General features: G+C 72.2%; 17 protein-coding genes. 9 read left to right on the forward strand and 8 right to left on the reverse strand.

What is annotated here, in order from left to right:
* Positions 1–13: 13 nt before the first annotated feature.
* Positions 14–1,441: a TerD family protein gene (locus GIS00_RS07035; RefSeq protein ID WP_154767495.1), complete on the forward strand. Its 1,428-nt coding sequence runs from the start codon at positions 14–16 to the stop codon at positions 1,439–1,441.
* 11 nt (positions 1,442–1,452) lie between these two features.
* Positions 1,453–2,985, forward strand: a complete 1,533-nt coding sequence (locus GIS00_RS07040; RefSeq protein ID WP_154767496.1) for a TerD family protein — start codon at positions 1,453–1,455, stop codon at positions 2,983–2,985.
* Positions 2,986–3,082: 97 nt separating this feature from the next.
* On the opposite strand, the gene GIS00_RS07045 is transcribed toward GIS00_RS07040, so the two are convergent.
* Complete coding sequence (locus tag GIS00_RS07045) at positions 3,083–3,394, reverse strand: DUF2631 domain-containing protein (RefSeq protein ID WP_196073151.1); 312 nt, start codon at positions 3,392–3,394, stop codon at positions 3,083–3,085.
* Positions 3,395–3,495: 101 nt separating this feature from the next.
* Here GIS00_RS07045 and dxr point away from each other — a divergent pair, with 101 nt between their 5' ends.
* The 4 genes from dxr (at position 3,496) to GIS00_RS07065 (ending at position 8,272) form a co-directional block, all read left to right on the forward strand.
* Positions 3,496–4,629 carry a 1-deoxy-D-xylulose-5-phosphate reductoisomerase gene (gene dxr / locus GIS00_RS07050; RefSeq protein WP_322097628.1) on the forward strand — a complete coding sequence of 378 codons (1,134 nt, stop codon included), beginning with the start codon at positions 3,496–3,498 and terminating at the stop codon, positions 4,627–4,629.
* A gap of 173 nt (positions 4,630–4,802) precedes the next feature.
* Positions 4,803–6,107, forward strand: coding sequence for a M50 family metallopeptidase (locus GIS00_RS07055; RefSeq protein ID WP_154767499.1), 1,305 nt, complete (start codon positions 4,803–4,805; stop codon positions 6,105–6,107).
* Between the two features lie 124 nt (positions 6,108–6,231).
* Positions 6,232–7,431: a flavodoxin-dependent (E)-4-hydroxy-3-methylbut-2-enyl-diphosphate synthase gene (gene ispG / locus GIS00_RS07060; RefSeq protein WP_230312877.1), complete on the forward strand. Its 1,200-nt coding sequence runs from the start codon at positions 6,232–6,234 to the stop codon at positions 7,429–7,431.
* 7 nt (positions 7,432–7,438) lie between these two features.
* Positions 7,439–8,272 (forward strand): GNAT family N-acetyltransferase, encoded by an 834-nt coding sequence (locus GIS00_RS07065; RefSeq protein ID WP_322097630.1) that lies wholly within the window; start codon positions 7,439–7,441, stop codon positions 8,270–8,272.
* Between the two features lie 56 nt (positions 8,273–8,328).
* Here the strand turns inward: GIS00_RS07065 and GIS00_RS07070 are convergent, their stop codons facing one another.
* Together GIS00_RS07070 and GIS00_RS07075 are read right to left on the reverse strand one after the other, a co-directional pair.
* Positions 8,329–10,224, reverse strand: a complete 1,896-nt coding sequence (locus tag GIS00_RS07070; RefSeq protein WP_154767500.1) for a penicillin-binding transpeptidase domain-containing protein — start codon at positions 10,222–10,224, stop codon at positions 8,329–8,331.
* A gap of 132 nt (positions 10,225–10,356) precedes the next feature.
* Complete coding sequence (locus GIS00_RS07075; protein WP_154767501.1) at positions 10,357–11,595, reverse strand: acyltransferase family protein; 1,239 nt, start codon at positions 11,593–11,595, stop codon at positions 10,357–10,359.
* A gap of 127 nt (positions 11,596–11,722) precedes the next feature.
* Between GIS00_RS07075 and map the strand changes: the two genes are divergently transcribed.
* A complete protein-coding gene (gene map / locus GIS00_RS07080) occupies positions 11,723–12,577 on the forward strand; it encodes a type I methionyl aminopeptidase (protein WP_154767502.1) in 855 nt (284 codons plus the stop codon).
* Positions 12,578–12,613: 36 nt separating this feature from the next.
* On the opposite strand, the gene GIS00_RS07085 is transcribed toward map, so the two are convergent.
* The 5 genes from GIS00_RS07085 to GIS00_RS07105 all read right to left on the reverse strand — a co-directional run bounded on the left by GIS00_RS07085 (position 12,614) and on the right by GIS00_RS07105 (position 17,328).
* On the reverse strand, positions 12,614–13,177 hold the full coding sequence (locus GIS00_RS07085) for a hypothetical protein (RefSeq protein ID WP_154767503.1): 564 nt from the start codon (positions 13,175–13,177) through the stop codon (positions 12,614–12,616).
* 10 nt (positions 13,178–13,187) lie between these two features.
* Complete coding sequence (locus GIS00_RS07090; protein WP_154767504.1) at positions 13,188–14,597, reverse strand: mycothione reductase; 1,410 nt, start codon at positions 14,595–14,597, stop codon at positions 13,188–13,190.
* Between the two features lie 59 nt (positions 14,598–14,656).
* Positions 14,657–15,541 (reverse strand): serine protein kinase RIO, encoded by an 885-nt coding sequence (locus tag GIS00_RS28630; protein ID WP_407666798.1) that lies wholly within the window; start codon positions 15,539–15,541, stop codon positions 14,657–14,659.
* A gap of 395 nt (positions 15,542–15,936) precedes the next feature.
* Positions 15,937–16,536, reverse strand: a complete 600-nt coding sequence (locus tag GIS00_RS07100; RefSeq protein ID WP_230312885.1) for a maleylpyruvate isomerase N-terminal domain-containing protein — start codon at positions 16,534–16,536, stop codon at positions 15,937–15,939.
* A gap of 21 nt (positions 16,537–16,557) precedes the next feature.
* Complete coding sequence (locus GIS00_RS07105) at positions 16,558–17,328, reverse strand: YaaA family protein (protein WP_322097632.1); 771 nt, start codon at positions 17,326–17,328, stop codon at positions 16,558–16,560.
* A 175-nt stretch (positions 17,329–17,503) separates the two neighbouring features.
* On the opposite strand from GIS00_RS07105, the gene GIS00_RS07110 reads away from it, so the two are divergent.
* Together GIS00_RS07110 and GIS00_RS07115 are read left to right on the forward strand one after the other, a co-directional pair.
* Positions 17,504–18,457 (forward strand): GNAT family N-acetyltransferase, encoded by a 954-nt coding sequence (locus GIS00_RS07110; RefSeq protein WP_154767506.1) that lies wholly within the window; start codon positions 17,504–17,506, stop codon positions 18,455–18,457.
* Positions 18,458–18,822: 365 nt separating this feature from the next.
* The gene (locus GIS00_RS07115) at positions 18,823–20,577 is read left to right on the forward strand and encodes a proline--tRNA ligase (RefSeq protein WP_322097633.1); all 1,755 of its coding nucleotides are present in this window, start codon (positions 18,823–18,825) and stop codon (positions 20,575–20,577) included.
* Positions 20,578–20,638: the final 61 nt, after the last annotated feature.

Raw genomic sequence — 20,638 nt, forward strand, 5'->3', positions numbered from 1 at the left:
ATAGATTCGGACCATGACCGACCCGAGCGGCGCAGCCCTGTCCAAAGGCCAGAACGCGCCGGTGCCGCCCGGGGCGCTCGTCGTCACGGTCGACGTCGCCGCGCCGGCCGACCTGTCCGCCCTGCTGGTCACCCCGGCCGGGAAGGTGCGCAGCGACGCCGATTTCGTCTTCTTCAACCAGCCGGACGGTCCGGGCGTGCGGTGCGTCCCGGCGTCCGGCGGCGGCTCCTGGCGGATCGAGATCGACCCGGCCGCGGTGCCGGCCGACATCGACCAGGTGCGCGTCGTGTCCAACCTGGACCAGCCCGGCGCCCGCTTCGGCCAGTTCGCGCCGCCGGTGGCCCGGGTGTCGACCGGCGCCGGACAGCCGGTGATCAGCTACCAGGCCACCGGCCTGGACTCCGAGAGCATCGTGATCTTCCTCGAGATCTACCGCCGTGCCGACACCTGGAAGGTGCGGGCGGTCGGCCAGGGCTACGCCGGTGGTCTCGCCGACCTCATCCGCGACCACGGGGTGAGCGTCGACGACGACGGCGGCCAGGCTGCACCTCCGCCACCGCCCGCTCCGCCGCAGCAGGCCTACCAGCCGCCACCGTCTCCGCCGGCCCAGCCCGCCTACCAGCCGCCTCCACCGCCGCAGCAGGCCTACCAGCCCCAGCCGCAGCAGGCGTACCAGTCCCCTCCGCAGCAGGGCTACCAGCCGCCGCCCTCGGCGCCGCCGAGCTACCAGCAGCCGCCGCAGGCGTACCAGCCCCCGCCGCAGCAGGGGTACCAACCGCCTCCGCCGCCGGCACCCCCGCAGCAGCCCGCCTACCAGCAGCCGCCGGCGGCGCCCGCGCAGTCGTCGGGTGAGGTGTCGCTGGTCAAGGGTCGGTCGGTGAGTCTGCAGAAGGGCCAACGGGTCTCGCTGCGCAAGGAGGACGGCGCGCTCACCATGATCCGGATGGGGCTGGGCTGGGACCCGGTGCAGAAGCGCGGCCTGTTCGGCAGCCGCGAGGTCGAGATCGACCTGGACGCGAGCGTCCTGCTCTTCGCCGACCAGCAGCCCGCCGACGTGGTCTTCTACAACAACCTGCAGAGCCGCGACGGCTCGGTGCAGCACCAGGGCGACAACCGCACCGGCGCCGGCGACGGCGACGACGAGGTGGTGCTGATCGACCTGAACCGGATCCCGGTGCACATCACCTCGCTGATCCTGATCGTCACCTCCTACGAGGGACAGACCTTCGAGCAGGTGCAGAACGCGTTCTGCCGGCTGGTCGACCACACCAACGGCGGTGAGCTCGCCCGCTACACCCTGGCCGGTGGCATGCCGTTCACCGGCATGGTGATGACCAAGGTGTTCCGGGCGCCGGACGGCTGGAAGCTGCAGGCGATCGGCGAGGGCATCCAGGCACGTACCCCGGTCGAGGCGGTGCCCCAGCTGACCAGGTTCCTGTGAGGACCCTGCGGATGGGGGAGAACGTCCCCCTCCCGACCGGTCGGATCACCGTCCGCGTCTCCGGCGCCCCGGCCATTCGTGGGCTGGCGCTCGACGGCAGCGACCGGGCCGCCGGCCCGCTGCTGGCCCCGGGCGCGGCCGGTGCGGTGCCCGGCGTCGTCGACATCACCCACGACACGGTCACTCTCGACCCGGCGGCGATGCCGCCGGCCGTGCAGCGCCTGCTGGTGATCGCGGCGGTCGCATCCACCGGCACCCCGATGGTCGGCGAGATCCTCACCGGCGTCACCGGTCCGGCCGGTGAGGTGGCCGACTACGCCTGCACCGCACCGGGGATCGTCCGTTCCCTGGTGCTGGTCGAGGTCTACCGGCGCGGCACCGAGTGGAAGCTGCGCGCCGTCGGCCAGGGCTTCGCCGGCGGCCTGCCAGAGTTGCTCGCCCACCACGGAGCCCGGCCCGCCGACGTCACGGCCGCCGCCACACCGATGCCGGCCGCCCAGCCGGCCGCGTCGGCCGGGTCGGCGGAGCCGCCGGCACCGATGCTGCCGCCCGGCACCACCCCGGCCGACCGGCAGGTCCGGGTGCTGCAGGGCGTCTTCCAGGACGCGGCGCGCAGCACCGCCGGCTTCCGCAGCTCCATGGACTTCGCCCGCACCCGGCGGGACCGCGAGCTGGAGGAACTGCTCGCCGACCCGCGGATGCGCGACCCGCAGGACCCGGCCCGGCTGGAGGTGGACCGGCGCTACGACGACCTGGTGATGCAGGCGACGTCGTCGCACATGCGCGACATCGACCAGCTGCGCACCGAACTCGCCGAGCTCGACCCGCAGCTGCCGCCGCAGCTGGCGCCGTGGGGCGGGCGGTCCTGGCAGGAGCCGCCCGGGGCCCGGCCGGACGGCGGGATGCGGGTCGGCGAGCTCACTCTGGAGGAGGCGCCCGAGCTGCGGGTGCCGCTGGTCGTCCCGCTGCCGCTGTACCGCCCGTTGCACGTCGACGGGCCGGACGAGGCGGCGCTGATGATGACTCTCGGACTGATCATCCGGTTGCTGGCCGGATCACCGCCCGGCGGCACCCGGGTGCAGCTGTGCGACGCCGAGGGCAGCCTGAGCACCGCATTGGCCGGCGGACCGATCCGGCCGGTGCTGGCGGGGACACCGGCGTCCGACGAGGACGGGATGCTGGCCGTGCTGCGGCGTCTCGAGCAGCGGGCCGATCTGTTCGACATGGCCCGGGACGCCGGTGCGGCCGATGCGCTGCCGCCCGACGTGTGGACCGGGCGGGTGCTGTTGGTGCTGTCCGACCTGTTCCCGGGGACGACCGCGGACCAGGCGCTGCTGGACCGGGTGCTGCGGCCGGGCAGCGGGGTGAGCCTGCTGATGGTCGGCCGGGTGCACCCGCCGGAATCGCTGCACGCGTTGCGGCTGCCGGCGACCGACGGCGGCAGCCTCACCGACGGGTGGGTCGGCCTGGAGTGGAGCTTCCGCCCGGACCCGGGACCGGGTGACCCCGAGCTGGCCGCGACACTGCTGCGCCGGTTGGCCTGACCCTGCGCCCACGGACGGCACAGGACCGGTGCGACCGGCCACCGTCGTGATCCGTGCCGTACCCGCCCGGTCGGCACCGGATCAGGACAGCACGGGCTCAGGGGCGGATGCGGTTGCGCTTCTTCTTCTGCACGTAGCCCTGGACCATCAGCAGCACCATGCCGAGCGCGAATGCGATGAGGAAGTAGTTCTCCACGTTGGAGCGGTGGTTGCCGATGATCATCAGCAGCAGGCCGGCGGCGCCGAGGCCGAGCAGCGCGTTCTTCCCCTTCGGGGCGAAGTCCTGCCAGGTGCCGTGCCAGCCCCACTCCTCGCTCGGGGCGTCGGGGTTGTAGCTGACCACCGCACCGCCGTGGGCGGCCTCGACCTCGCCGTGGGCGTCGTGCTTCTCCAACGAGGTGCCGGCCACCAGTCCTCCTGCGGTATGCGTGCGGGTGCTTCCCCTTCATCCTCGCACGACAGCACCGCTGCGGGGCAGCGGGCCGCTCCGGACCGGCAGAATGTCACGTTGTGCGCACACGAGTCCTGCTCCTCGGCTCCACCGGTTCGATCGGCACCCAGGCGTTGGACGTGATCGCCCGCCATCCCGACCGGTTCGAGGTGGCCGGGCTGGCGGCCGGCGGATCCCGGCCGGACCTGCTGGCGCAGCAGGCCGCCGCCCACCCCGGCGCGGTGCTCGCCTCCGGCACCCCGTTCGACGGCGCCCGGATCACCGGTCCGGACGCCGCGACCCGGCTGGTGCAGGACGTGGACGCGGACGTGGTGCTCAACGGCATCACCGGGTCCGTCGGCCTGGCCCCGACGATGGCCGCCCTGGCCGCCGGCCGCAGCCTGGCGCTGGCCAACAAGGAATCGCTGGTCGCCGGCGGCAGCCTGGTGACGAACGCGGCGGCACCGGGGCAGATCGTGCCGGTGGACTCCGAGCACTCGGCGCTGGCGCAGTGCCTGCGCGGCGGGCGCGGCTCCGAGGTGGCGAAGCTGGTGCTCACCGCCTCGGGCGGGCCGTTCCGCGGGCGCACCGCGGCCGATCTCGCCGACGTCACCCCGGAGCAGGCGCTCGCCCACCCGACCTGGGCGATGGGGCCGGTGGTCACCATCAACTCCGCGACCCTGGTCAACAAGGGCCTGGAGCTGATCGAGGCGCACCTGCTGTTCGGCATCCCCTACGAGAAGATCGACACCATCGTCCATCCGCAGTCGGTCGTGCACTCGATGGTCACCTTCGTCGACGGGTCGACACTGGCCCAGGCCTCGCCGCCGGACATGCGGCTGCCGATCGCGCTCGGCCTGTCCTGGCCGGACCGGCTGGACGATGTGGCGACGGCCTGCGACTTCACCGACACCTCGGATCCCACCGCCTGGACCTTCGAACCGGTCGACCACGTCGCCTTCCCGGCACTGTCGCTGGCCCGGGCCGCGGGCACCGCCGGCGGGCTGCTGCCGGCGGTGTACAACGCGGCCAACGAGGAGGCGGTGGCCGCCTTCCTGGCCGGAGATCTGCCGTTCCCCGGCATCACCGCCCTGTTGCAGGGCATCCTGGACAGCGCGGACGCCCAGCGCGCCGAACCGCGGGACATCGACGACGTCCTGGCGGCGGAGGACTGGGCCCGGGCGCACGCCCGGGAGTTCGTGGCCCGGCACTGACACCGGCCACGGGGAAACAGCACCACCACCAGTACGAGCGCCCGGCCGGCGGTGCCGGACGAACGGAAACAGGACCCCCACACGCACCGGTCCACACTGGACCAGCAGCAGCACCAGCACCGCCACCAGCATGAGCACCGCCACCAGCACGAGCACCAGGAGCCCAGCCCGACATGTGGACCGCCATCGGCATCGTGCTGTTCCTGTTCGGGCTGCTGATCGCCATCGCCTGGCACGAGGCCGGGCACCTGGCGTTCGCCAAGCTGTTCAAGGTCCGCACCACGCAGTACATGGTCGGGTTCGGGAAGACGATCTGGTCCCGCACCAAGGGCGAGACCGAGTACGGCATCAAGGCGATCCCGCTCGGTGGCTACGTGCGGATGGTCGGCATGGTGCCGCCGGGCAAGGACGGACGGCAGCGGATCAACTCGACCTCGGCGGGGCCGTGGGGGATGGTCCGGCAGATGATCGAGGACGCCCGGCAGGGCGACCGGGTCCAGGTCCGCGTCGAGGACGACGGCCGGCAGTTCTACCAGCTGCACCCGTTCAAGCGGATCATCATCATGTTCGCCGGACCGCTGCAGAACCTGATCTTCGCGGTCATCCTGTTCGCGATCATCGTGCTGGGCATCGGCCTGCCGACCGCGGTGCCGGTGGTGGGCAGCGTCTCCCAGTGCGTGCTGCCGGCGACCGCCGCCCCGCAGACCTGCCCGGTCGACTACACCCCCACCCCGGCCGCCGCGGCCGGGTTGCTGCCGGGCGACCGGATCGTGGCCTTCGACGGGCAGCAGATCACCTCCTGGGACCAGATGCGGGACCTGATCCGGGCCGACGCCGGCCGGACCGTCGAGGTCACCTACGTCCGGGACGGGCAGAGCATCAGCGCGCAGATCCCGATCGTGCAGAACACGCTCAACGTGTTCGACGACACCGGGAAGGTGGTCGGCACCACCACCGGGGGTTTCCTCGGGATCACCGCGGCCGAGGAGTACCAGACCCAGTCGGTCGGCGAGGCGTTCGTGCTCACCGGCGAGTTCATCGGGCGCGCGGCGCACGCGGTGGTCAGCATCCCGGCGCGGATCCCGGCGCTGTGGGACGCGGTGTTCAACGGCGCCGAACGCGGCCAGGACTCGCCGGTGGGCATCGTCGGGGCCGGCCGGATCAGCGGCGAGATCCTGGCGCTGGACACCGGCGCCAAGGACAAGATCCTGCTGTTCCTGCAGCTGCTGGCCGGGTTCAACATGTCGTTGTTCCTCCTCAACATGATCCCGCTGCTGCCGCTGGACGGCGGCCACATCCTCGGCGCGGTCATCGAGTGGATCCGCCGCGGCTGGTCGAAGCTGCGCCGCAAGCCCAACCCGGGACCGTTCGACGTCGCCAAGCTGATGCCGGTCGCCTACGTCGTGGTGCTGCTGTTCATCGGGCTGTCGCTGCTGACCTTCGTCGCCGACATCGTCAACCCGGTCACGCTGTCCTGATCCACCACGCCCCGGGAGCCGTCCGCGGCCCCGTCGGTGACCCCGTGGTGACGCTCACCCGAACGGCGGGTGACGTGGGCTCCTGCGGTCCGGGGCGCCCGCTCCCGCGAGTAGATTCGATGGTATGAACGCCGGTCCCAGCACTGCCACCTCCGCGCCGCTCGTGGGCCTCGGAATGCCCTCCCTGCCGGCCGACCGGGAGGTCCCCGTGCTGGCTCCGCGCCGGGTCACCCGGCAGTTGCACGTCGGCGAGGTCGGCGTCGGCAGCGACTTCCCGGTCTCGGTGCAGTCGATGACCACGACCAAGACCGCCGACGTGAACGCCACGCTGCAGCAGATCGCCGAGCTGACCGCCGCCGGCTGCCAGATCGTCCGCGTCGCCGTGCCGGACACCGACGACGCCGAGGCGCTGCCGGCGATCGCGAGGAAATCACAGATCCCGGTGATCGCGGACATCCACTTCCAGCCCCGGTACGTTTTCGCGGCGATCGAGGCGGGCTGCGCCGCGGTCCGGGTGAACCCCGGCAACATCCGGAAGTTCGACGACAAGGTCGGCGAGATCGCAAAGGCGGCAACGGATGCCGGCATCCCGATCCGGATCGGGGTGAACGCCGGATCGCTGGACAAGCGGCTGCTGGCCAAGTACGGCCGGGCCACGCCGGAGGCCCTGGTGGAGTCGGCTCTCTGGGAGTGCTCACTGTTCGAGGAGCACGGCTACCGCGACATCAAGATCTCGGTGAAGCACAACGACCCGGTGATCATGGTCCGGGCGTACGAACTGCTGGCGCAGCAGTGCGACTACCCGCTGCACCTCGGCGTCACCGAGGCCGGCCCGTCGTTCCAGGGCACCATCAAGTCCGCGGTCGCCTTCGGGTCGCTGCTGTCCCGGGGCATCGGCGACACCATCCGGGTGTCGCTGTCCGCGCCACCGGTGGAGGAGGTCAAGGTCGGCCTGCAGATCCTGGAGTCGCTGAACCTGCGGGCCCGCGGTCTCGAGATCGTGTCCTGCCCGTCCTGCGGCCGCGCCCAGGTGGACGTCTACAAGCTGGCCAACGAGGTGACTGCCGGGCTCGAGGGCATGGACGTGCCGCTGCGGGTCGCGGTGATGGGCTGCGTCGTCAACGGACCGGGGGAGGCCCGGGAGGCCGACCTGGGTGTCGCGTCCGGCAACGGCAAGGGGCAGATCTTCGTCAAGGGCGAGGTGATCCGGACGGTGCCGGAGGCGGACATCGTCGAGACGCTGATCGACGAGGCGATGAAGCTGGCCGAGACGATGCGCGAGTCCGGCGTGCCGAGCGGCGAACCGTCCGTCCAACTGGTCTGATACGACCGTGTTGACCCTGGGCTCGGCGAAGGTGCTGGGGAGGCTGCACGCGCCCGTGGTGGCACGTGCCCTCGCCGCCGCGCCGGAGGCCAGCTGCCTGATCGCCTCCCGGTTCGAGCAGGTCGGGATGGACCGCACCGCTCTCGGCGGGCAGTTCTGGGGGGTGGCCGGCGGCCGGGACGGCCTGGTGTTCGACGGCGCCAACCTGATGCCGCTGACCGGTGACGCCGCGTCCATGCGGGTGCTGGCCGATGCGACCGGTCGGCGCGGTCGGCGCTGTGCGTCCATCCTCGGGCCGTCCGACCTGGTGCTGCCGCTCTGGCAGTCGCTGGAGCCGCGCTGGGGCGCCGCCCGCGAGGTGCGGGCCCGGCAGCCGCTGCTCGCCTGCACCGCGCCGCCCGCGGTCGATCCCGATCCGTTCGTCCGGCAGGCGGTGCTCACCGACCTGGAGGCCTACTACCCGGCGGCCGTCGCCATGTTCACCGAGGAGGTCGGCGTCGACCCGCGCTGGCCGGACGGTGGCGCGGCCTACCGGTCCCGGTTGGCCGGGCTGATCGGGGCCGGACGGTCGTTCGCCCGGTTCGAGGACGGGCGCGTGGTGTTCAAGGCGGAGATCGGGGCGATCTCGCACCGGGCCGCGCTGATCCAGGGCGTGTGGGTGGCCCCCGACCGGCGCGGGAGCGGGCTCGCCGCACCGGGTGTCGCCGCCCTGGTCCGGCACATCCGCACCCTCGGCCGGGTGCCGACGCTCTACGTCAACGACTTCAACACCGCGGCCCGCGCCACCTACCGCCGCATCGGCTTCGAGCAGGTCGGCACCTTCGCCTCGGTCCTGTTCTGAACCCGGTCCTGTTCTGAACCCGGTGTTCTGAGCCCGGCGGCACCTGTCCCAGGGGGTCAGCCGGCCGGGATGCTCTCCAGGAACTGCGCGGCCAGCTGGGTGGTCCGCTTGGAGCTGTCGCCGTTGACGATCAGCACGGCGAAGGCGACGTCGCCCCGGTACCCGACGGTCCAGGCGTGCGCCTTGGTGCCGGTCGGGCCGTTGTCGGCGGTGCCGGTCTTGGCGTAGACCTCGCCGGCGTCCTGCAGCAGGGTGCCGGTCCCGTCGGTGACGACGGCCCGCATCAGGGTGCGGATCCCGGACTGCGCAGCGGCCGACCGGTCCGGCGCGGCCTGGTCGACGGTGGTCTTCTGCCCGCGGATCAGCGTCGGCGTCGGCATGTTGTCGGAGGCTGCGGTGGCGGCCATCAGCGCGGCGGAGAACGGGGTGACCAGGATGACGCCCTGCCCGAAACCGTCCTCGGCGCGCTGCACGTCGGACTCGGCCACCGGCGCCTGCCCTGTGAGGGTGGTGATCCCGGGGATGACGAAGTCCAGCCCGACGCCGTACTCGAGCGCGGTGTCGTGCAGCGACTGGTTGGTCAGCCGCGACGCGAGCTCGGCGAAGGTGGTGTTGCAGGACTTCGCGAACGAGGTGGTCAGCGACACGGTGCCGAGGTCGAAGTCCTCGTCGTTGGAGATCGGCCGGGAGTCGATGGTGTAGGTGCTGGGGCAGGCCACCTGCGAGTCCGGGGTGACCAGCTTCGCGTCGATCGCGGCGGTACCGGTGACGATCTTGAAGGTGGAGCCCGGCGGGTACTGGCCCATCAGCGCCAGCGGTCCCTGGGCGTTGGCCGCCGCGTTCTGCGCGACGGTGAGGATCTCGCCGGTGCTCGGCTGGATGGCCACCAGCACCGCCGGTTCGGTCACGGTGGCCAGTGCCTTCTCCGCCGCCTGCTGCATCGTCGAGTCGAGGGTGAGGACGGCGTTCTTCCCGGGCACGGCGTCCTGCTCGGCCAGCGTGTCCAGCTCGGACCCGGTGGAGTCCAGGACGACGATCCGCCAGCCGGCAGTGCCGCTGGTCAGCTCCTGGGCGACCGGGGTGGCCTCGGACAGCACGGTGCGGGCGAAGTCCTTGGTGGGCGGCAGGTCCCGCAGCGCGGTCGGGAAGGTGAGGCCGGTGAGGCCGTCCAGCTGCGCCTTCACCTTCTGGTAGTCGGCCTCGCGGAGATTGGTGACGGTGTACCCGGTGTCGTCGTTCGCCTTGCTGATGCCGTCGGTGACGGAGGCGACGGTGACCGTCGCGTCGTAGGACTTCAGGATGGTCTGCAGCGAGGTGGCGAGCGCCTTCGCGTCGGTGACCTTGCCGGGGATGGCGACGACGCTGTAGACCCGTGTCGGGGTGACCAGCTGCTGGTTGTTGCGGTCGACGATCTGGCCGCCGGTGGCCTCGGTGGTGCGCAGGCCGACGGTCTGCGAGGCCTGCAGCTGGGGGTTGACGAGCGTGGGTGTCCAGTCCGCGACCCAGGTGTTGCCGGACCGGTCGAAGGTCCACGACGCCTCGTACTTCCAGCTGATGCCGCCGGGCAGCGACCAGACGAAGGTGGCCGGTGTGGTCGCGACATCGCCGTCGATGGTGATCGGACCGCGGCTGACGGCGATGGCGCTGGGCCCGAGGTTCTCGATGATCCCGCCGATCATGTCCTCCGCGGCGCCAGGGTCCGAGGTGAGCGGGGCGATCTGCGCGGCCTGGCCGGACTGCCAGGCCGACACGAACTGGCCGATCGCGGTCTCCGGCGAGGTCCCTGTGCCGCTGCTGCCCGCGGTGCTCGTCGTCGCCGATCCGCCGCCGCTGGTGCATGCGCCGACCAGCGCGAGCACCGCCAGCAGCGGGACGAGCAGGCGGGCGGTCCGGGACCGGCGGGCACGGGGAGCGGGCTGCCGGGGGGTGTGACGGGCCGGGCGGGACTTCATGTCCCCGAGTATCCCGATGCCCGGGTGACCCCGAAGTGTGGACGCGCCGCGCGGGCACTGCCGCGCTGCGTCAGTTCCTGCCCGCTGCGGTCCGGTTGCCGGCCAGGTCGCCCGTGTTTGCCGCTGCGGTCGTCAGGCGGTGGCGACCGCCGCGGATGTCGGGGCCGGTTTCGGGCGTGACCTCGGCCGGAGCCACTTCTCCAACGGACGTTCGTAGAGGATGAACGCGAGCCCGGAGACCGCGATCGCGGTCAGGACGAAGCCGATCTCCAGCAGGATGCCCCGGACTCCGCCGACGTTCTCCGCCCCGGCCAGGAGGAAGGCGCCGCGGACCAGCGGGTGGGTCAGGTAGAGCGCGAACGACCACTCGCCGAGCGAGACCATCGGCCGGGAACCCAGCCAACTCCGCCGGCCGGAGGCGTCGCGGGTGGCCGCGGCGACCAGCAGCAGCGCGATGGCCGGCGCGACGATCACGGTGGCCATCGGCCGGGACAGCGGCCCGTTCGGCGAGAGCACGGTGATCAACATCAGGGCGACGGCGACGGCGAGCGTGGCGGTGGGCAGGCCGCCCGGTACGTGGAGGCGCGCGTCTTTCACCACCAGGGCCAGGGTCATGCCGATGAAGAAGAGCCCGATGTTGAACAGCGGCGAGATCCAGATGTACCGGCCCACCGGCAGCCAGCCCGGGATCGTCAGCACCAGCACGGCGACGAGCAGCATCGCCGCGCCCACGGACCCGGCGAAGACCGCACGGCCGCGCCGGCCCCACCGCAGCAGTGACGGCACCACGAACGGGAAGACCAGGTAGAAGAACATCTCGCAGGACAACGACCAGGAGACACCGTTGAGCCCGAAGTACACCGACGGGTCGTTCACCCAGGTCTGCACGAGCAGCAGGCAGGCAATGGTGGTGCCGGCGGTGACCAGCCCGCCGGTCGCCAGCGTGGCGGCGAGGGCGGCGAGCGCGGTGGCGAGGTGCAGCGGGTAGATCCGGGCGAAGCGGCGCCGGTAGAAGGCGCGCTTGGTGTCCCGGGCACGGGCGTTCCAGGTGAGCACGAAGCCGGAGAGCATGAAGAAGAACGTGACGCCGAGGTAGCCCAGCTCGGCGACGCGGGACAGGCCGGGGATCGAGACGATCGGGTCGTTGAGCGACCGGTTGGCGATCGTGTGCAGCAGGACCACGGCCAGCGCGCCGAAGAACCGCAGCCCGGTGAGCGAGTCCAGGCGGTTCACCGGCCCGGAACCGGCCGGTGCCGCCGCCGCTGCACCTGCCGCTGTGGTCGGGTCGGGCGCGGCGGCATCGGCGATGGTGCCGCTACCGGGAGTGCCGCCGGGGACGGCGCCGGGTGGCGTGGGGCTCGGGGCCGACATGAGGGAAGTGTGAGGTCGAGCTGAGCGCGTCCGGTGACAACAGTGTTACAGCGTGTGCGCATACGGCTGAATCTCGGTCCCGGGCCGAAGGCCCGGGATCGGCTCTGCGCCGTCGTACGCTGGACGCATGCTCCGCACCGCCCTCACGCCCGGCGTCCAGACGCCGATCCGGCCGGTCCCGGCCGCCATCGTCCGGCCCGAGTACGTCGGCAAGGACAAGCCGGCGCCGAACACCGAGAGCTGGGTGCAGACGCCGGAGACCATCGAGAAGATGCGTGTCGCCTCGAGGATCGCCGCGCAGGCGATGCTGGAGGGCAGCAAGGTCATCGCACCCGGTGTGACCACGGACGAGATCGACCGGGTGGTGCACGAGTTCATCTGCGACCACGGCGCGTACCCGTCGACGCTGGGGTACCGGCGCTTCCCGAAGTCCTGCTGCACGTCGCTGAACGAGGTGATCTGCCACGGGATCCCGGACAGCACGGTGATGGAGGACGGCGACATCGTCAACATCGACGTGACCGCCTACATCGACGGGGTGCACGGCGACACCAACGCGACCTACCTGTGCGGCAACGTGTCGGAGGAGAACCGGCTGCTCGTCGAGCGGACCGAGGAGTCGCTGCGCCGGGCGATCAAGGCGGTCGCACCGGGTCGGAAGATGAACGTGATCGGCCGGGTCATCGAGTCCTACGCGAAGCGCTTCGGCTACGGCGTGGTCAAGGACTACACGGGTCACGGCATCGGCCACACCTTCCACTCCGGGCTGGTCATCCTGCACTACGACGAGCCGTCCGTGGACACGGTGATCGAGAAGGGGATGACCTTCACCATCGAGCCGATGATCACCCTCGGCGGGATCACCTGGGACCTGTGGTCCGACGACTGGACCGTCACCACCAAGGACAAGTCCTGGACCGCGCAGTTCGAGCACACCCTCGTCGTCACCGACACCGGCGCCGAGATCCTCACCCTGCCCTGACACCTCGGTCCCGGTGCCGGGATCGGTGCCCGCCGTTCAGGTCTCGCGCCGGGCCAGGTCCCGCAGCTGGTCCGGCCAGCCCGGTGCGGCCCGCACGGCGGGGGACAGCACCACCCGTCCGGGAGCGGTGACCCGGTACCAGTCACCGTGCACCGGGATCACCAGCAGGTGCACCGTGCGCCATCCGGGGCGGAACCCGGTCGCCCGGAGGTCCTGCAGCACAGCGCTTTCCGCCGAGTGCGGCAACCGACGGGCCGGGTGTTCCGCCATCCAGGCCTGCACCGCCGGGCCGGCGGCGGCCCAGGCCTCGGCCAGACCTGTGTCGGCGACGATCGTCCGGATCGCGGGGGCGGCCCTGCGGGGGTCGTGCTCCAGGGCCGTCGACCACCAGGCATCGAACCCGGCGGCGATCGCGGGGCCGGGGGACACCGGTGCCCCACCGGTCGGTGCCGTCGCCCGGACCGGCCCGTCGATCAGCGCGCCGGGGTCGTCCTCGGGGAGCCCGGCCAGGGCGCGGAAGGCCAGCGGCGCGAGCAACCACCCCGGATCGGCGGTCACCATGACCGACGGCCGGTCGAGAGCGGTGGTGCGCCAGGTCATCCGGGTGCCGTCAGGGGCGGCCGGTGGGTGCGGGCAGACCGAGCAGGGCGTTCTCCACCAGCTCCGACAGCGCCGGGTGGATCCAGTACTGCCCCTTGGCGACGTCGTGCGCGGTCTGGCCGAAGTGCATGGCCTGGATCAGGGGCTGGATCACGGTCGCCGCCTCCGGCCCGATCACGTGTGCGCCGAGCAGCAGCCCGGTCTCCGGGTCCGCGAGCACCTTGAGGAAGTGGCCCTTGTCCTCGCGGGCCCAGCCGGCCGCGATGTCGCCGTACTGCTGGATCTTCTTCACGTAGGGGATGCCGGCCCGCTCCAGGGACCGTTCGGTGCGGCCCACCGAGGCGATCTGCGGGTCGGTGAACACCGCCGACGGCACGAAGCGGTGGTCGGAGGTGATCCGGTCGTCCGGGTGCAGCAGGTTGTGCCGGACCACCCTGGCCTCGTGGTTCGCGACGTGCTTGAGCGGGAAGTGCGTGCTGATGTCGCCGAGCGCGTAGATCCCGTCGACCACCGTCTGCTGGTACTCGTCCACCACCACCCGGCCGCGGGCGTCCAGGGTCACCCCGGTGGCCTCGACCCCCAGCGAGGCGCCGTTCGGTGTGCGTCCGGTGGCCACCAGCAGCAGCGCCCCGTCCACCGACAGCGGGCCGTCGGTGGTGTGCAGGTGCACCGAGATCCGGCCGTCGGCCAGCGGTTTCACCGCCTCCAGTCGGGTGGAGGTGAGCACCCGGTACCGCTCGCGGGCGGCCGCGGTGAAGGCCTGGCAGATGTCGTGGTCGTGGTCCCGCAGCAGCGAGCTGCCGCGGACGATCTGGGTGACCGGGACGCCGAAGGAGGAGAAGATGTGGGCGAACTCCGCCGCCACGTACCCGCCGCCGAGGATGATCACGCTCTCCGGCAGGTCGTCGATGCGCATGACGGTGTCCGAGGTGTGGAACGGGACCGAGCCGTCGCCCAGGCCCGGGACGTCCGGGATCGAGACCGAGGACCCGGCGGCCAGCACGAAGGCCTCGCCGGTGATCGTCGTGCTGCTGCCGTCGTGCAGGGCGATCGACAGCTCCTTCGTCCCGGTGAAGGTGCCGCGCCCCTCGAACACGGTGATGTTCGGCGTCTCGTCGCCCTTGCGGTACTGCCGCCCGCCGGCCTCGATCGCGTCGATCCGGCCGAAGATCCGGTCCCGCATGCCCGGCCAGTCGACGGCGTCGAGGTGCGCGGTGACGTTGAGGTCCCGGCCGTGCCGGGCGGCGTCGGCCAGCTCGGCGGGGTGGACGAACATCTTGGTGGGGATGCATCCCACGTTGAGGCAGGTCCCGCCGAACGCCCCGTCCTCGACGATGGCGATGCTCCGGTCCTCGAACTCCGGGCCGGGGATCGAGTTCCCGGAACCGGTGCCGATGATGACCAGGTCGAAATGCTGCATGGCCCCAGGCTAACCCGGTCGCGGAACGGCCCCGGCAGGGTGACCGGCCGGGCCACCCGTCAGTGGGCCAGCCCGGCCAGGTGCAGGGCGAGCAGTTCGCCGTCGGCCGCCTGGACCCCGCGGCGGGCGAAGAACTGGGCGATGACCGCGCAGTCCCGCTCCAGGAAGGTCCGGCCCTGCGGGTTGGCGACCAGGTCCACCGTCTGCGGGAGATCGATGAGCACACAACGGTCCTCGTGCACCAGCACGTTGTACTGGGACAGGTCGCCGTGGGTCAGGCCGTCCTCCGCGAGCACCTCGAGGGAGGCGACCAGGTCGTGCCAGAGCTCGGTGAAGTCCTGGGTGTCCCCGTCGTGGTCGGCCAGGCGCGGTGCCGCTGCGCCGTCCGGGCCGCCGATGAACTCCATCATCAGCTCGGATCCGATGATCTGGACCGGGTAGGGCACCCGCGCCCCTGACCTCCAGAGTGCGGTGAGCGCCTGGAACTCCGCGCCCGCCCATTTGCCGGCCAGCAGGTCGCGGCCGAAGCGGGTGCGGGCGGCCATGGCCCGGGTCTCCCGGGAGCGCCGGGTGCGCCGGCCCTCCTGGTACTCGGCGTCCCGGTGGAACTGCCGGTGCTCGGAACTGCGGTAGGTCTTCACGGCGAGCAGGCAGCCCGGCCCGCCGGGCAGCGACCGGTCCAGCAGCGAGACGTCCGCCTCCTTGCCGGTCTTGATCACACCCAACCGGGTGTCCCGGGCGGACAGCGACCTGATCAGCCACTCCGGCGCCGGATCGGGCCCGTGGGTGGCGACATCATAGGAGGAGTAGGGGATCTCGGCGTCCCCGGCATCGTCGCCGCGAGCGGCGATCGGGTCGGGTCCGACGTCAGCGGAGTCCGATCCGGTCGGGTCGGGCTCGTCGACGTCGACGGTGTGCCGCCCGGACTTCCCCTCGAGAACGATCCGGGGGGCGCTGCGGACGGGCCGGCGGTCGGGGCGGCGGCGGGTGTCCTGCTCGGACCAGCGGTCGGCGAGGTCCTGCAGGTCGTCCTCGTCGGACGGGTCGTGCACGGCGTGCAGGGAACGGCGGTGGGGCGTGAACTTCGGCACTGGTGGACTCCAGGGACTGGTGCCCGGAGCCGGCGGTCCGTCAGGAACCCGGCAGGGTGCGCGGGACTCGGACGAACGGCGTCGACGGCTCGACGGGCGAGGTGATCGGGGGGCGGGGGCTGACCGCACGCACAGTCATGGTCATCTCTCCTTCCGCCTGGCAGGCGCCCGACCGTCGGGCACGGGAACAGGATGGACCGCCCGGCCCCGGTGCCGCCACTGATTTTCCGCGCACGTCCCGGCCCGGTTCAGCGGACCGTCGAGTCCCATCCCCAGGACGTCAGGCGCGGCCGGTCACCCAGCGGGAGCCGGCCCGCGCTGTACAGCAGTACGTCCACCGGATCACCCGCCGGTGCGCCGGGGAACAGGCGGTCCAGCACCACGGCGCACACCCCGGCCGGCGGGCGCCAGTCCACGCCGAGTCCGCGGGCGATGTCGTAGGTGTGCACCACGCACTCCACCGCGCCCATCGCCACGAACCCACCCGGGTCCGACACTCCTCTGGGATGCCCGGCGCGTGCGGTCGCGGGGGTGTCGAGCGCGGCCAGCCGCAGCAGTGCGGCGCAGAACTCGATGCAGTCCAGCCGGTCCTCGGGGGTCGCGTCGTCGGGCACCACGGCCTCGATCGGCAGGTAGCCGTCCAGCCGCCCGCCGATGATCTGACCCGCGTAGGAGAACAGGTCGTCGGCGATGTGCGCCGCGACCCGGGCGCAGGACCAGTCGACGTCACCCGCGGGGACGGACCAGTCCGCGTCGATGAGGCCGCCGAGCACCTCCCTGGTCGCCGCAACGGCGTCGTCGATCAGGCCCGGCGGGACGGGCATCGGCAGGGGCTCGGACACCGACATCGGTCCAGGGTAGGCGGCCGGTCAGCTGCCCACGCGGTGCAGGTCGGCCAGGTCGACCGGGACGTCGATCGCCGTCGGGCCGGTCTGCTCGACCGTCCACCCGCCGCGCCGCAGCACCCGGATCACCCCGGCGACGTCCGTGGGTTCGGCCCGGGTGGTCGCCAGCAGGCGGGCGAGACGGCCCTTGGTGGACTTGTTGTCGTGACTGACCGACATCCGGCGGCCGTCCGGCAGCACCGTCACCACCCGCACGGTCAGCGCGCCGGGTGCCGGCGCGAACGCCGCGTAGGAGCCGGACCGCAGATCGATCACCGGTCCCTGCAGGGACGCCAGGACCGGGGCGAGCGACGGCCGCCAGTGCGCCGGGATCCCGGCGACACCAGGCAGTTTCGAGCCGGCGGACAGGCGGTACGCGGGCACCGGGCTGCGTGCCTCGAGCAGGCCGAACAGCGCCGAGGTGATCAGCAGCCGTCGCCCGGCCCGCTCGCGCTCGGCCCTGGTGAATCCCGTACCGACCAGCGCGGCGAACAACACTCCCGTGTACCGGTCCAGGGCCGGCGCGGTCGGGGCGGTGGTCAGCGACCCGTTGTGCGCCGCGATCTCCGCGGCCAGCGATGCCGAGACCTTCAGCGCCGCCGCCGCAGCGACCGGGTCCGCGCTCAGCCGGGGCAGCACGTCCAGCAGCACCCGGCGCGCCGGGTCGAGGGTGGGGAAGGGGAGGGTGCCGAGATCGAGGGCGGGTCCGGCACCGCCGGGGTTCTTGGTCTCCGACGGGGGCAGCAGCACGAGCACGACGCGGAACGCTACCGGTGTGCGGGGCTCGCTCCCGACCGAGGCGCGGCCGGGCCGTCCACCCCCGAAGGGTGCCGATCCGCCCGGACACGGCCGTGGGAGCGGACCGTGCCCACCGCGGGCCCGTCGTTCGTAGGCCGGAATCCGGTTGCCGGTGCCCGGTAGCGTCAGCCGGGTGAGCCTGCAGAGTCGCCCGCTGGAGAAGTCCGACGCCCCCGCGATGGTCGAGATCATCGCCGAGATGGAAGCGTTGGAGCCGGCCGACGAGTTCTGGGACGTCGAGGAGGTGCTGGAGGAGTTCGACAGCCCGACCACCGACGCGGCCCGCGGCACGGTCGGGATCACCGACGGGGACCGGCTGGTCGCCTTCGGGTCGCTGTCGATCTCGCAGCCGGTCGGGGTGTGGAAGGCCGGTCTGTTCGGGGGAGTGCGGACGGACTACCTGGAGCAGGGCCTCGGGCGCCGGCTGCTGGACGAGCTGACCGCCGGTGCCACGGCCATCCGCGATGCCGACCACCCGGGCATGCCCGGCGAGCTGAAGATCTGGGTACGGGACCGGCGCCCCCGGCTGACCCGGCTGGCGAAGTCCGCCGGTTACGAGCCGTGGCGCTACTTCCAGGACATGCGGCACACCCTCGGCGACCTCCCGGAGCTGCCGCCCGCACCCGCGGGCATCGAGATCCTGCCCTGGTCGCCGGATCTCGACGACTCCACCCTCGTCGCATCCAACGACTCGTTCGCGGACCACTGGGGGTCGGCGCCGATCGACCCGGTGCGGTGGAAGAGCTACTTCGCCGACTCCAGCAGCTTCCGCGGCGCCGACTCGCTGGTCGCGGTCGACGAGCAGGGTGTGGTCGCCTTCGTGCTGGTGGAGGAGTTCCCGGCCGAGACGGCGGCGCTCGGTTTCCGGGTCGGCTACATCGCCCGGGTCGGCACCGCCCGCCGCGGCCGCGGTCGTGGCCTGGCCACCACCCTGCTGATCCACTCCCTGCACCGGCTGCAGGCGCAGGGCTACGAGTACGCCGAGCTGAACGTCGACTCCGACTCGCCGACCGGCGCCGGCCGCCTCTACCGGCGGATCGGCTTCGAGCCCACCCACCTGAACACCACCTACGGCCGCCGGTTCTGACCGCCCCGGCCCGCCTGAACATGGCGAGCTGGCGCTCGCGGGTCGCTCGTCCCTGATGGGATCCTGCGTCCTGCGCTTCTCGCTCGTGACATGGCGAGCTGGCGCTCGCGGGTCGCTCGTCCTTGATGGGATCTCGCGTCCTGCGCTTCTCGCTCGTCCCTCGCTGCGATGCTCGACCGCACGATCCCGACGAGCGACCGATTCCTCGCTGCGATGCTCGACCGCACGATCCCGACGAGCGACCGATCCTCGCCGCGATGCTCGACCGCACGATCCCGACGAGCGACCGGCGGCGACCTGGCGCGCGGCTAGGGTGTGTGGGCGCGCCGTCCCGGACGCAGCGCCCACACCGAGGAGAAGCACCCGTGATCACCCGCATGTCGACCCTGTTCCTGCGCACCCTGCGCGAGGATCCCGCCGACGCCGAGGTGCCGAGCCACCAGTTGCTGGTGCGCGCCGGGTACATCCGGCGGGCCGCCCCCGGCATCTACAGCTGGCTGCCGCTCGGGTACACGGTGCTGCGCAACGTCGAGCGCATCGTCCGCGAGGAGATGGACGCCATGGGCGCGCAGGAGGTGCACTTCCCGGCACTGCTGCCGCGCGAGCCCTACGAGGCCACCGGCCGGTGGACCGAGTACGGCGACAACCTGTTCCGGCTCAAGGACCGCAAGGGTGGTGACTACCTCCTCGGCCCCACCCACGAGGAGATGTTCACCCTGCTGGTGAAGGACATCGTGTCGTCCTACAAGGGGCTGCCGCTGTCCATCTACCAGATCCAGACCAAGTACCGGGACGAGGCGCGTCCGCGGGCCGGGATCCTGCGCGGCCGCGAGTTCGTGATGAAGGACTCCTACTCGTTCGACATCGACGACGCGGGGCTGGAGGCCTCGTACCTGGCGCACCGGGCCGCCTACATCCGGATCTTCGACCGGCTCGGGCTGAAGTACGTGATCGTGTCGGCGATGTCGGGTGCGATGGGCGGCAGCGCCTCCGAGGAGTTCCTGGCCGACTCCGAGGTGGGTGAGGACACCTACGTCCGGTCCGCCGGTGGCTACGCGGCCAACGTGGAGGCGGTGCGCACGCCGCCGGCGGCCGAGGTGGACAGCTCCGGCACCCCGGCGGCGCACGTCGAGGACACCCCCGACACCCCGACCATCGACACCCTGGTCGCCGTGGCCAACCGGCTGCACCCCCGCGCGGGCGCGGCGTGGACGGCCGCGGACACGCTGAAGAACGTGATCGTCACACTGCGGCACCCGGACGGCACCCGGGAGCCGCTGGCCATCGGCCTGCCCGGTGACCGCGAGGTGGACATGAAGCGGTTGGAGGCGGCGATCAGCCCGGCCGAGGTCGACGCCTTCACCGAGGACGACTTCCGCAAGGTTCCGGCCCTGGTCAAGGGCTACATCGGGCCGGGCGTGCTGGGGGAGACGAAGGCGACCGGGATCCGCTACCTGCTGGACCCCCGGGTCGCCCGCGGCAGCGCCTGGGTGACCGGGGCCGACGCCCCGGGCAAGCACGTCTTCGACCTGGTGCACGGCCGTGACTTCGAGGCCGACGGGGTGCTCGACGTGGCCGAGATCCGTGAGGGCGACCCGGCTCCCGACGGGTCCGGCCCGCTGTCGCTGGCCCGCGGCATCGAGATGGGACACATCTTCCAGCTCGGCCGCAAGTACGCCGACGCACTCGGGCTGCAGGTGCTCGACCAGAACGGCAAGCTGGTCACCGTCACCATGGGCTCCTACGGGGTCGGGGTGTCCCGTGCCGTCGCGGCGGTCGCCGAGAACTCGCACGACGACAAGGGTCTGATCTGGCCGCGGGCGGTCGCGCCGTACCAGGTGCACCTGGTGATCGCCGGCAAGGGCGAGCAGATCACCGGCGCCGCAGAGGATCTCGCGACCGCTCTCGGCATCGCCGGCATCAGCGTGCTGCTCGACGACCGGAACGTCTCGCCCGGCATCAAGTTCGCCGACGCCGAGCTGCTCGGCATGCCCACGATCGTGGTGGTGGGCCGCGGGGTCGCGGACGGTGTCATCGAGGTCCGGGACCGGGCCACCGGCGAGAAGTCCGAGGTGGCCCTGGCCGAGGCCGCGCACACCGTGGCGCAGCTGGCCCGGTAGCTCCCGCCCGCACGGCTGCCTCGCCCGGGGCGCGGCTGCCGTGCGGGTGCCCGGTGATCCC

Source organism: Nakamurella alba (genome assembly GCF_009707545.1).
In the GTDB taxonomy this organism is placed as follows: domain Bacteria; phylum Actinomycetota; class Actinomycetes; order Mycobacteriales; family Nakamurellaceae; genus Nakamurella; species Nakamurella alba.